Annotated in this window: 9 protein-coding genes; 5 read left to right on the top strand and 4 right to left on the bottom strand. The window is 39.7% G+C overall.

Translation table 11 applies throughout. From position 1 onward, the window contains the following. Positions 1-112 precede the first annotated feature (112 nt). On the top strand, positions 113-583 hold the full coding sequence (locus QT16_RS05610) for a DUF2721 domain-containing protein (protein ID WP_002960170.1): 471 nt from the start codon (positions 113-115) through the stop codon (positions 581-583). Between the two features lie 92 nt (positions 584-675). Continuing rightward, positions 676-1,128 (top strand): c-type cytochrome, encoded by a 453-nt coding sequence (locus tag QT16_RS05615; protein ID WP_024595584.1) that lies wholly within the window; start codon positions 676-678, stop codon positions 1,126-1,128. Positions 1,129-1,216: 88 nt separating this feature from the next. Here QT16_RS05615 and QT16_RS05620 read toward each other — a convergent pair whose 3' ends face one another. Next, positions 1,217-4,339, bottom strand: coding sequence for an efflux RND transporter permease subunit (locus tag QT16_RS05620; protein ID WP_039486933.1), 3,123 nt, complete (start codon positions 4,337-4,339; stop codon positions 1,217-1,219). Positions 4,340-4,351: 12 nt separating this feature from the next. Next, entirely contained in the window at positions 4,352-5,530 is a 1,179-nt protein-coding gene (locus tag QT16_RS05625) for an efflux RND transporter periplasmic adaptor subunit (RefSeq protein WP_039486935.1), read from the bottom strand. A gap of 288 nt (positions 5,531-5,818) precedes the next feature. Here QT16_RS05625 and QT16_RS05630 point away from each other — a divergent pair, with 288 nt between their 5' ends. Next, positions 5,819-8,326 carry a zinc-dependent metalloprotease gene (locus QT16_RS05630; RefSeq protein ID WP_039486938.1) on the top strand — a complete coding sequence of 836 codons (2,508 nt, stop codon included), beginning with the start codon at positions 5,819-5,821 and terminating at the stop codon, positions 8,324-8,326. Between the two features lie 69 nt (positions 8,327-8,395). Here QT16_RS05630 and QT16_RS05635 read toward each other — a convergent pair whose 3' ends face one another. Both QT16_RS05635 and QT16_RS05640 read right to left on the bottom strand, forming a co-directional pair. Next, positions 8,396-9,184, bottom strand: a complete 789-nt coding sequence (locus QT16_RS05635) for a PhzF family phenazine biosynthesis protein (RefSeq protein WP_039486940.1) — start codon at positions 9,182-9,184, stop codon at positions 8,396-8,398. A gap of 72 nt (positions 9,185-9,256) precedes the next feature. Next, a complete protein-coding gene (locus tag QT16_RS05640) occupies positions 9,257-9,871 on the bottom strand; it encodes a PQ-loop repeat-containing protein (protein WP_039487033.1) in 615 nt (204 codons plus the stop codon). A gap of 289 nt (positions 9,872-10,160) precedes the next feature. Between QT16_RS05640 and QT16_RS05645 the strand changes: the two genes are divergently transcribed. Together QT16_RS05645 and QT16_RS05650 are read left to right on the top strand one after the other, a co-directional pair. After that, positions 10,161-11,294, top strand: coding sequence for a PepSY-associated TM helix domain-containing protein (locus tag QT16_RS05645; RefSeq protein WP_039486942.1), 1,134 nt, complete (start codon positions 10,161-10,163; stop codon positions 11,292-11,294). Between the two features lie 49 nt (positions 11,295-11,343). Then, positions 11,344-12,429, top strand: a complete 1,086-nt coding sequence (locus QT16_RS05650) for a tetratricopeptide repeat protein (RefSeq protein ID WP_039486945.1) — start codon at positions 11,344-11,346, stop codon at positions 12,427-12,429. Positions 12,430-12,441: the final 12 nt, after the last annotated feature.

Consider the following 12,441-nt stretch of genomic DNA (forward strand, 5'->3'; position numbering starts at 1 on the left):
AAATCCAAAAAACAAGAAAACACCACCTCAGCAAATTGATTTAAAACAATAAAGTTAAAAAATCATATTTGTGAACTAATGTAAACAACTCTAACTTTTTCTTGAGAAATGAATGAATAACGAAGTAATTAACATTTTAACCATGGCTAAAGTAATTCAAACGGCCGTTGCCCCTGTATTCTTAATCACGGGTATTGCTGCTACTTTAGGTGTTTTATCTAATCGTTTGGCACGAATTACCGATAGGGCACGTCAGTTAGAACGCAGATTAAAAGTAAGTACTGACGAGGACTTTAATAAATCACTCGCTACAGAGCTGCGCGCTCTTTTAAAGCGTTCTCGATGTATACATATTGCTTTTAGTTTAAGTGTATTAAGCGCATTGCTTGTATGTGCTGTGGTTATGTTGTTATTTTTATCGCATATTCAATCTATAAACTTAGGCGTTACCATTGCAAGTTGCTTTGTAGCAGCAATGGCATTACTCATATGTGCATTTATGTCGTTACTTGGTGAGGTATTCTTAGCAACTAGAAGCATGCGTCGCGGGATGATATTTGCAGATATTGATATAAACGATTAAGTTTTAGTTAAATCTATCGTATTCACTTGAATAAATACGATGTTAGATACAAGATACCGAATTAAGAATTACAATTTTCAACAGGGGCAAACATGAAATTAAAAAAAGTATTAGCAACAATAGCACTGGCAACGTGTGCATTTAGCGTATCGGCAAATTCTGCATTTAAAGAGCCAAGTGACGCGATTGAATACCGCCAAGCAGCATTTTCAATGATCTCAGTGCAAATTGGTGACATGGGCGCAATGTTAAAAGGTAAAGTACCTTTTGACGCAGAGCAATTTAAAAAGCGTGCTAACAACGCAGCTGCGCTTTCAAAAATGCCATGGGAAGCGTTTTACGAAGGAACAGATAAAGGCGACACAGCTGCACTTGCTGCTGTTTGGTCTGAAAACGATACTTTTATGAAAAAAGCAACTGCATTCCAACAATACGCGGATGAGTTAGCAGTAGCGGCTCAATCAGGCGATAAGGCCGTAATTGGTAAAGCTTTTGGTGCATGGGCTAAAGGCTGTAAAGATTGCCATAAGCAATTTAAAGATTAATTATTGTTGTAGCCAGTTTAACAACAATAAATAGATAATAAAAAGCACTGAGCGTTAATAACGGTCAGTGCTTTTTTATGTTTTTTATCTACGAGACTTCCACAGCTCGGCTTTTAAATGGGCGTTTAAATACGGCACCAATATCACCTAAAATAATATATAAACACGGTACTAATATAAGCGTTATTAACGTTGCAAACATAACAGCAAAGCCAAGTGCTACTGCCATAGGTATTACAAACTTAGCCTGCAGGCTTGTTTCAAACATAATGGGCAATACACCAGCAAAGGTAGTGATTGATGTTAATAAGATTGCTCTAAAGCGGGCACAACCTGCTTCTATTACTGCATGTTTAACGCTAACACCCTCGCGGCGAACTTGGTTTACGTAATCGGTCATTACTAGGGAGTCGTTTATAACAACGCCTGCAGCAGCAATTAAGCCAAAGCCCGACATTAAGCTCATATCTAAATCAAACCAGTAATGACCCCAAATAGCGCCAGTTAAGCTAAACGGAATAACCGACATTACAATAAGCGGTTGTGAATAGCTTTTAAGCGGAACAGCTAGCAGTATGTATACTAAAATCATTCCGCCAATAAAAAACATTATTTGCTCATTAGCTTGAGCTTGCTGCTCTTCAATGGCGCCACCAAGCTCTGATTTAACACTTGGGAATTCTTCAATTAGCTGTGGCAGTAAGTTTTCTTTTACTTGCTTAACCACTTCGCCTGGCTCAATTTGCTCTTCATCAATATTGCCATAAACATACACAGTACGGTAGCCACCTTCGCGGCGTATATAGCTAATACCTGGCGTTTCTGTTAGCTCTACTACATCACCAAGAAGCACTTCTCGACCTTGCGGAGTAGTAACAATGGTGTGTTTAAGCGATGAAAATGCCTCTCGAGTCAGTTTAGGATAACGTACCATTACGCGTACTTCTTCGCCGTTTCGGATTACGCGCTGTGCTTCGCCACCATAAAAACTAGCACCCACTTGATTTGCAATACCTGCCAAATCTAAGCCTAAATCGTATGCAACTGGTTTAAGGCTCATTTGCACTTCTTTGCTTGCAGGATCTATGGTTGAACTTATATCAAACAACCCTTTTTGCTGTTGAAGTAATTGAATAAAACGACGACCCGCTTGATTTAAAGTATCTATGTCTGAACCATACAATAAATAGCCAAACTCGCCGCCACCATTACCACCGCCGCCACCAACATCGTCTTGAATAGTTAACGACTTAATACCAGCAATAGTCGGCATAGCCTCACGCCACCGTCGCGAAAGCTCAAATGCATTGTATGGACGTGAGTCTTCGTCAACCAATGGCGCAAGTAACTGCGACTCGGTTCTGCCTTGATTAAATACCAATACATCACGAATAATTTTTTGACCAAACTCACGTTCTGTTTCTTCATCGACTCTAAGTACCATAGCCTCTATTTCACGAATAGCGGCAATGGTTTGTAAGTCAGAAACGTTGTCGTTCATTTCAACTTGTATTTGTGGAAAGTCGTGCGGCACTTTAGGAGTTGGAACTGTACGTACTTTATTAGACGTAATAAGTGCAATACTGATTATAAACATTGCAATAAAAGCAAACAAAACAGTCCAGCGCCAATCAACACACTTAGCAATAAAACGTTTGTATGGGCCATTTACGAAACCAAAAAAGCGTGTATTGAAGCGATCGCGCCAGCCACCTTTTTTAATCGGCGAAAAGTGCGTATGAGCAATGTGAGCTGGCAGTATCAGCTTTGATTCAATCAAACTAAATACTAAACACAGCATTACTACAACAGCTATACCATAAAAGAAGGCACTTTCTGGCCCGCTCGACATTGTGAATGGTGCAAATACAGCAATCGTTGTTAACACACCAAAGGTTGCAGGGGTCGCGACTCGGTTAGCGCCACGCACAACATTTTCTACACCACCGCCGCTTTTTTCAACTTCGGTGTAGGCAGCTTCCCCTATCACTATGGCATCATCCACCACGATGCCGAGCACCATTATAAAAGCGAATAACGAAATAATATTAATGCTAATGCCAAATAGCGGCATCATCATCATGGCCCCTAAAAAACATACAGGTAAGCCAATCATTACCCAAAGCGCTAGTTTAAAACGCAAGAATAACGACAACATAATTGCCACCAAAATGGCACCTTGAAACAGGTTAGCTTTCATCATATCTAGGCGAGCATTCAGGTAGTAGGTCATATCCATTAATGGCTCTAATCGAATACCTGGCGGTAGCTGCTTATTTTTTTGATCAATAAACGCTTTAACCGAATCCGCAACGGGAATCATGTTTTGCTCTTGCGTTGCTTTTACCGATAAATACACCGCGTTTTCGCCATTAAACTTAAAGTAGCGCTCACCTTCGATAAATTGATCTTTAATAACTGCAATATCTTGCAGTAAAACTTTAGCGCCATACTCGCCAATTTTTACCGGAATTTGCCTAAACTCTTCACCTGAGTAAAACTGATTCTCGACGCGAACAGAAATAACACCTGCGTCTGTTTTTAGCTGCCCCGCCGAAAAGTTAGCTGAGTAACGGCGTACCGCATTCATTACATCACTAAGGGTTAGATTATATTGGCGTAGCGTGTCAGGCTCTATTTCAATTGCTATTTCATCAAGAGGAACATCGTTTACCACTAACGACACGTTAGATAACTGTAGTAACTCATCCTCTATTTGGTTTGCTATAGGCTTAAGCTCTGTAAGTGGTAAATCAGCAACGAGCGTCATACCTATTACGTCTTGCCTAAACTCAACCTGACTTATGGTGACCGGTTCCATACCGGCCGGAAAAGTCGCAATACCATCAACACGCAACTTTACTTTATCAAGCACATCGGTAAGTTTTGCATCGGTGTTTATTTCCAGGCTGGCTGTACCGCCATTTCTAAATGCGCGATACACGCCTTTTTTAATTTCGGTTATATCTTTAAGTGACTCTTCAACTTTTATAAGAATACTTTCTTCTATTTCCTGAGGAGAGGCACCTGGGTAATTAGCCTCAATATTAATGTAGTTAATCTCTACATTAGGAAACATTTGACGCTGAATCGTAAAGTAACTTATAGCCCCCATAATAATGATAAAAAACATCATTAAATTAGCGGCTACTGAATTATTAGCAAAGTAGGCAATTAGCCCTGTTTGTTTTTGTTGTATTGACTCGCTCATAACTATTACACCCTACAGCTGTTGCGTGTTTGAAGTGCTCGTTTCTGAGCTTTCAGGTTTTGTAGCTACACCTGCAATTTTAACCTGCATTCCTTTTTGCGGGTATTCAGGTAGAGTAATAACAAGTTTATCATCGGCATTTAAACCACTGCTAATGTAAAAATACTCACCCTCTTCACGAATAACCGTTACTTTACGTGGCTCTAGCTCTTGGTTTTCGTTTACTACCCACACAGTTTGGTTGTTAACTAAAGCTTGCGGTAAGCGGTAAATATTATTAAGCATTGCACCTGCAAAATTTACCTGTACGTAGCTGCCAAACTTAATGGCTGGTTGTATGTTTTTAAGACCGTATGGGTCTTCTATACGCACTACTAAACTACTCATACGCGTAGCGTTATCAACAATCCCTAGGTCGCGGTCAATTACACCTTCACGGGTGAAGCTGTTTAGGCCTTTTTGAATAATCGTTGCGGTAATACCTTTAATACGTTCTGGCAAAAAAACGCTATCGAACCCTGCGATAGGAATAATCACTTCAGCGGTCTCAATATTATTGAGTTCAGCAACTTGCGAACCCATAGTGACAAACTGTCCTACACCTATATTTCGGCTAATCACCAATGCGTCGTAAGGGGCTGTAACATCACAATTATCCAAATCACGTTGCGCGCGCTTTAATGCAGCTTGCGCCGACTTAACAGATGCTTGTGCACTGAGCACTTGAGGTTTACGTAAAAATAAATCTGTGCGCGCTTTACTTGGAAAGCGCTTGGCTTCGTCTTCGGCTACTTGAGCTTGAGCTTGTTCCTCTATTAAACCCGCTTGTGCGCGAGCAAGCTCGGCCTCTGCAACAAGTACTGCTGCTTCATAGTTGTCTTTTTCGATAGTGAATAAGGTTTCACCGCGAGCAACTATGCCACCGGCTACAAAATTAGGATGCCAACTTAACACCTCGCCCGACACCTGCGCCGAGAGCAGTGTATTTTCAAGAGGCTTTACTTCACCGTAGCTATTAATAATAACTTGATGATCGTTTGCAGCCACTGGCTCAACTTGCACTGTTGGACGAGTATCAATTACTTCTTTTTTTTCTGGCTCTTGTGCAATGGCATTTATTCCCATAAAGCCAACAACACCAACAATGAGCGCCACAAATGGAAAAACCCATCTAAGTGAATTTGTTTGCATATCCTATTATCCCCAAAATTCTATTAACGCCATAATACCAGAGCCATATGAAACATTAAGGTGACATTTGTAAGCAACTGTTGCAAATACATATAAACCGCTGCTATTTAGGGCTATAGAATATAATTTCACATGCAGCTCATCTCATTCGTTATATTTTGTTACAAACTTTTATTCATTAATATCAGTTAATTAGCGTCAAACACTTAAATTTCATCGCGAAGATGTGCGAAATTAAATTAATTTACGTACAGTCCGATTAAATTAACAAATATTAAAAGTCTCAAAATGAAATTAACGACCATCACCCTTGCGCTTAGCTTAGCGTTTGGCAGCCATGCATTTGCAGCCGATAAAAAAGACGAAAAAGAGTCAAAAACACTTAGCGAAATGATCAAAGGACAAACCGAATTTGCCGGTATATTTAGCCTTTATCAAGACGAAAAAACCGGTAAGCACCTTATGGTGATTAACGAGTCCCAACTCAATACGCCGTTTGTGTATTTTGCGCACACTGTCGATGGCGTTACAGATGCAGGCCATTATCGTGGTTCGTACCGTGAAACTAAGTTAATTGAATTTAGAAAATACTTTGATCGTATCGATATCATTAGCAAAACACCTCGCTACAAATTTGACGAAAACAGTGCCATTTCAAAAGCGAGTGATGCCAATATTAGTGAAGCGGTACTTGCGAGCATTAAAATAGAAAAAGAAGAAGACGGTAAAATAGCATTTAACGTAAATAAGTTATTTTTAAGCGAAGCACTTCATAAAGTATCACCTACGCCAAATCCAGCTGATAAAAACGCCAAAAAGCGCTTTAAAGTAGGCAAATTAGACGATAAAAAATCACGCATTATTAAACAGCGTCCATACCCTAATAACTTAGACGTGGTTGTTGATTACGTATTTACTAACCCAAGCCCAACGGTACGTGGCTCAAATGCAGTAAGCGACCCGCGTAGCGTATCGGTAAAAGTTCAGCACTCGTTTGTCGCTCTACCTAACAATAACTACGCACCACGTATGGATGATGCGCGCATTGGTTATTTTACAAATCAATTTGATCAAATGACATCTACCGATTGGGCACCTTATCAAGATGTTATAAAACGCTGGGACTTACAAAAGAAAGACCCAAGTGCAGCACTTTCAGAGCCAGTAAAACCAATTACTTGGTGGATAGAAAACACCACACCCATTGAATGGCGCGATACTATTCGTGACGCTGTTTTAACGTGGAATACTTCTTTTGAAAAAGCCGGTTTTAAAAATGCCTTAGAGGTAAAAGTACAACCAGATGATGCAGACTGGGATGCGGGCGATATTAATTACAACGTACTGCGTTGGACTTCGTCACCTAAGCCTCCATTTGGCGGATACGGACCAGCACTTGCTAACCCATTAACAGGCGAAATACTGGGTTCAGACATTATGCTTGAGTTTGTATTTATGAAAAACCGCTGGATTTACGACACACTTTTCACACAAGGAACAATGAGCCACGGTGAAACAACAAATACCGGCGAGCTAAATTGCTCTCTTGGGCATGAGATTCAACAAAATCTAATGCTTGCCAAAGGTCTTGCTAGCGGCGACAAAATTGAAGATAAAGAAATGCTTCGCCAAGGTCTAACGCAATTGGTACTTCACGAAGTTGGCCATACTTTAGGTCTTAACCACAATATGAAATCATCTATTTTGTGGGATGAAAAAGAAGTACACGACAAAAACAAAACCCAAGGCATAGTAACCGGTTCTGTTATGGATTATGCACCGGCTAACATTGCCCCAATTGGTGTGCAACAAGGTGATATTTTTCAAACAAAACCAGGTCCTTATGACGATTGGGCAATTAATTACGGTTATAGCGTAGCGCTTGCAGATGAAGCTGCTGAGCAAGCTCGACTTGAAAAAATACTTGCTCGTTCAAGTGAACATGCCCTTGCCTTTGGTAACGATGCAGACGATATGCGCGCACCAGGTCGCCATATCGATCCACGTGTAATGATTGGTGATTTGTCGTCAAACCCTGCTGCCTATGGCGCAGATCGTATGGCACTAATTAATAAACTATTTACTGAGCTAAAAGATAAAGCAACGGTTAAAGGTGAGTCTTACCAACAGCTTGTTACCTCTGCTAATAGCTTATTTGGTCAGTACCGAGCTCAAGCAGGTGTGGTTTCTCGCCAGATTGGTGGCGTATACGTTGAGCGCGCTGTAGTGGGTGATACAAATGCAGATAAACCATTTACACCGGTATCGCTTGAGCGTCAAACACAAGCAATGGATATACTCGCCAAGTTTGTATTTGCACCAGATGTACTACAAAACATGCAACCTCTTTATAGCTACTTACAGCTGCAACGTCGTGGCTTTAATCACTTTGGCAAAAATGAAGACCCTAAAGCACACCAAATGATTTTAGGAATGCAAAAGTCTGTACTTGCACAGCTATTACACCCAGCGGTATTACTGCGTATTTCTGACACAGCTCTGTACGGTAACGAATATAGCCTAACTCAGTTTATGGAAGATTTAACTGCCAGCATTTTTGTGAAAAGCAAAGACGCAAACTCTATTAGCCACAACTTACAAATTGAGTATATTAACCAGCTAATCGCGATTGCAGGTCTTGGCAAAGCAAGCAAATACGATAACTTAGCTAAAACAGCAGCGTTATATCAGCTAACTCAAATAGCCGATACCAGTGTTGCTTGGGGTGCAGATACAGCAACTAAAGCGCATAAGAAATATATTGATCGCTTAATTGCAAAAGCGCTAGAAGCATAAAACACCTCTACTAATTGAGTAAACCAAGGCCACGATTTACGTGGCCTTTTTTATAACTTAATTCACAGTTCAAATATAAATAGTGCCTTTTAAATACCTTACAGCATGCCCAGTCAAAGTGACGGTTGTATCATCCACTTTGCAAATTAAATGCCCGCCTCTGCTTGAAGCCTGATAAGCACTTAACGTAGTTTTACCCAATTGCTGCGCCCAGTAAGGTGCCAAGCCAGTATGAATTGAGCCCGTTACATAATCTTCGTCGCCACCGCTTGCAGGCCAAAAATAACGAGATATAAAATCATATTCATCGCTAGGAGCTGTAGCCACTACATCAAGTGGGTAAAGCGTTTTTAAAAGCTCGGAATTAGTTTTTAATTCAAGTATTTGATCGGCATTTTCATAAATAGCAAAGTAAGCTTGGCGATTTTTAAGCACTTTGCTCGGTTGTATAGACAGGCCATCAAGTAATTGCTGCGGCACATTTTGTACCTCAATCGGTGCTTGTTTAGGAAAGGTCATTGCAAAGCTGCCATCAGCGCTTCTATTAACGATTAGCTCGCCCACCGCATCAGCAACAAAGCGAATTTTCGATATATTATGGTCTTCACATAAAACATAGGCAGCCGCAAGTGTGGCGTGACCACAAAAGTCGATTTCCATCAACGGCGAAAACCAGCGAATAACAAAACTTCCATCGTCTTGCAGGCAGGTAAAAGCCGTTTCAGATACGTTATTCTCAGCGCCAATCTTTAGCATTAAATCGTCACTTAACCACGATTCTAGTGGGATCACTGCCGCATAATTACCTTTAAATAACTCATTCGTAAACGCATCAATTTGATGAATAGTTAATTGCATTGTTTAAACTTTGTAATGATTAATAGCTTAAAACTGCCACACCTAAACTCAATTAGCACTTTTATTTTAGCTTTAAGCCATTACAGGTCGCATTCTATAATATTGCATACAACCAAATTGCACAGCATTGGTAAGCAATAGCATAATAAACATAAGTAAGTGCGCCGTGCTTGGAGCAACTGTTGTAAGCTCAACAACTAAGCCGCAAATACCAGCAATAAACTGCAAGCTAAAGTAGCGCGCGCTTAAATTACTCACATTACCCGTACGCAATGTTTTATAAGTTTGCGGCATAACACGTACCGAACTCATCACAAGGCCAACATACGTTAAAGCGCTTAATACCGTTGCAGTATCAAGGCTTGAATTTAAAAGCAGTGAAAAAGGCAGTAACGAAAAACCTAGCATAGTAACCAGCTGTACACGTTCTCGTTTAGCTGCGTTGAAACGTGCAAAAAAATATAAAATAAGCCCGCTTAACACACCGGTTACAATAAATGGTAACGCAATATAATAGCGCTCAAAGAAAATGTTGTAGGTTATAAAATAAAGGCTTTGTGCTAATCCAAATGTCATCATTAATAGTGACAAACCAGAGACACTACGATTTTTTCGAATTTTGTTTAGTAATGGTAAAAAACTAAAAACCAAAATAAATGAAGACAATATAGGCAAATAATGCGCCAAAGCAACCTCGCTCGTTACATAAATGTTAATTAAAAACAGAAATAAAAACATTTAATAAACATCTGTTTTAAAAGGCTTTTACTATGAGCGCGGCATTGTAGAGCCGCGTAAATTTAACTCAACTAAATAAGATATTCTTATTTTAGGTACTGGCAAGCTAGGTATACAAAAACCGTAGAATTAAGTTCACGGTTTACCTATTTAAGGGGAAACCTACTCACAAACTATCAAATGAAAATGATAGTTGTTATCATGCGCAGGTCATTAGCTGCCATATATAAAACTATCTATGAGAAAAACTCTTTTTAAAATTCACAGTTGGATCGCTCTTATAGCTCTCATTCCCTTGATTGTTATTAGTATTACAGGAAGCGTATTAGTTTTTAAAAGTGAAATAGATGGCTTACTTATGCCAAGCAGTCACTATGTTGTAAAAGCACTGCCAGAGCGCATGCCAATCGACAAATTAATCGCAAAAACAGAGCTTGCTTACCCTGAGTATGTAGTAGGTAGTTGGGAGATATTTAACGATGATACTGCTGATCGGGTTTACTTAGTTAAACGCGGGACAGAGCAATGGTATAAGTTTCATTTAAACCAGTATACGGGTGACATTTTGTCAGAGCCTGTTGGTACCAGCCATTATTTTACTGATTGGTTTTTAGAACTGCATTACACCTTTTTACTTAACGACTTTAAAAACCTGCCAGGGCAAACAGGCACAGTACTAGGCTTCTTTTTTGCTCTGTTTTTATTGGTATTAGGTATTACAGGACTTATTATTTATCGTAAATTTTGGCAGCGCCTATTTAGTGTGCGCTGGCGTGCAACACTGCAAATTGTACTTAGCGACATTCATAAAATGACGGGGGTGATAGGGTCGCCCATCATTATTATTTTAGCTATCACAGGTGGCTACTTTAACTGGGCGGTGTGGTATCACGAAGTTATTGAACACGCTGAGGAAGAGCACTTTGTACTAACCAAAAACTTGCACAGTAGCGATATTTCGTTTCAACACATACTCGATGACAGTAAAAAGCAAATACCCACTTTTAATGGTACGTTTTTAGTTATGCCACTCGAGCCTGACGAAAATATCACCTTATTCGGCGAAGTCGATACAAATAACCCACTTGCAAGCGAATATGCCAATACGGTTAGCTACGATAAGCAAACAGGCGAACATTTAACTAACTGGGATATTCGCGAAGTTGGCGTTGGCTGGCAAGTAATTGATAGCTTTAGAAAGCTTCATTTTGGCTACTTTGCAGGGCTAATAAGTAAAATACTGTGGTGCGTAATTGGTTTAAGCCCAGTGTGGCTAGCAGGTACTGGTTTTTACTTGTGGTTTACCCGCCGTAAACGTAAAAAACAATCACAAAAAAATCGCTCAAGTAAACGCAGTACAGCAAGTGCTTGATTAATAACCCACCACATTGTAATGTAAAATTTAACAATGGAGTGGGTTTATGATGTTTTATAAAATAGCAGTCTGTATTACTTTTTTATATTTAGTTGGATGTAACACAACCAAGGTTCAGCAAGTAGAACAACAAATAGAGCTTGAACAACTATTAAACCATTCTTTGTTTAATAAACTCGACACTCCTTCTGAGTACAGTATTTTCGAGCTGCCAAATGCTGAAAAAGAAACGTTTTTAGCTTACGCCGAAAAACAAAAACAGTCTGAAATCCGTCATGACCGCATTATTTACAACTACCTCGAAAGCAACTTAGCTAACTTTAAATACCACGGCGATACACTTACTTCAGCCCAAGCCTTAAAACTTTCGCAAGGCAACTGCATTAGCTTAGCTGTTTTAACACAAAGCTATGCACAAGCTCTCGGATTAGAAACGAGCTTTCAAGAAGTAACAAGTCAGCCTGTATACGCAAAAGAAAATAATGTTGTTTATGTAGCAAGCCACTTTAGAACAAGAGTATACGCCCCAAAAGTAGAGAAAAAAGATGATAATATTGTTGAATTTTTCAGAGCGAGCACCTTAATCGACTACTTTCCTACCCGTCGCAGCTTTTATTCAAGCAGTGCAGATTATAACGATTTAGTTTCTAAGTTTTACAGTAACTTAGCTGCAACAGCGCTAGCAGACAAACAGCTGGATATTGCGTACTCACTTATTCTACAAGCAAACAAATACACTCCCAATGATCCTGAATTATTTAATATAGCGGGCATTTTGCATCGTCGGGCTGGTGATTTACAAAGCGCTAAAAAATTAGGCGACAAAGAGCTTGTTAAAGAGCTCACCTCACAATTAGTTAATAAAGAAAAAGACCCATACGAATTACTAGTAATCGCTAAAAACGACTTACAAGCTGGCCACGCTCATCAGGCTAAAGCGCACCTTGAGCAAGCTATTACTAAAGCGCCTTACATTGCTGAGTTATACTTGGAACTCGCAAAAGTTCGCTATCAACAAGGTAATATTAAACAAACACAAACCTTACTTGAGAAAGCTATTGAACTAGAACGTGATAACCAAAAAATCGATGTATATCAAGCTAAGTTACTGTCGTTACAAATGGACAAATAACTTAGCCAAACC

Origin of the sequence: Pseudoalteromonas distincta (assembly GCF_000814675.1) — a bacterium.
GTDB lineage: Bacteria > Pseudomonadota > Gammaproteobacteria > Enterobacterales > Alteromonadaceae > Pseudoalteromonas > Pseudoalteromonas distincta.

Bases quoted from the DNA above. Each gene is read 5' to 3' on its own strand.
- QT16_RS05610 (WP_002960170.1), top strand. From the start codon at position 113: ATGAATAACGAAGTAATTAACATTTTAACCATGGCTAAAGTAATTCAA.
- QT16_RS05615 (WP_024595584.1), top strand. From the start codon at position 676: ATGAAATTAAAAAAAGTATTAGCAACAATAGCACTGGCAACGTGTGCA.
- QT16_RS05620 (WP_039486933.1), bottom strand. From the start codon at position 4,339: ATGAGCGAGTCAATACAACAAAAACAAACAGGGCTAATTGCCTACTTT.
- QT16_RS05625 (WP_039486935.1), bottom strand. From the start codon at position 5,530: ATGCAAACAAATTCACTTAGATGGGTTTTTCCATTTGTGGCGCTCATT.
- QT16_RS05630 (WP_039486938.1), top strand. From the start codon at position 5,819: ATGAAATTAACGACCATCACCCTTGCGCTTAGCTTAGCGTTTGGCAGC.
- QT16_RS05635 (WP_039486940.1), bottom strand. From the start codon at position 9,184: ATGCAATTAACTATTCATCAAATTGATGCGTTTACGAATGAGTTATTT.
- QT16_RS05645 (WP_039486942.1), top strand. From the start codon at position 10,161: ATGAGAAAAACTCTTTTTAAAATTCACAGTTGGATCGCTCTTATAGCT.
- QT16_RS05650 (WP_039486945.1), top strand. From the start codon at position 11,344: ATGATGTTTTATAAAATAGCAGTCTGTATTACTTTTTTATATTTAGTT.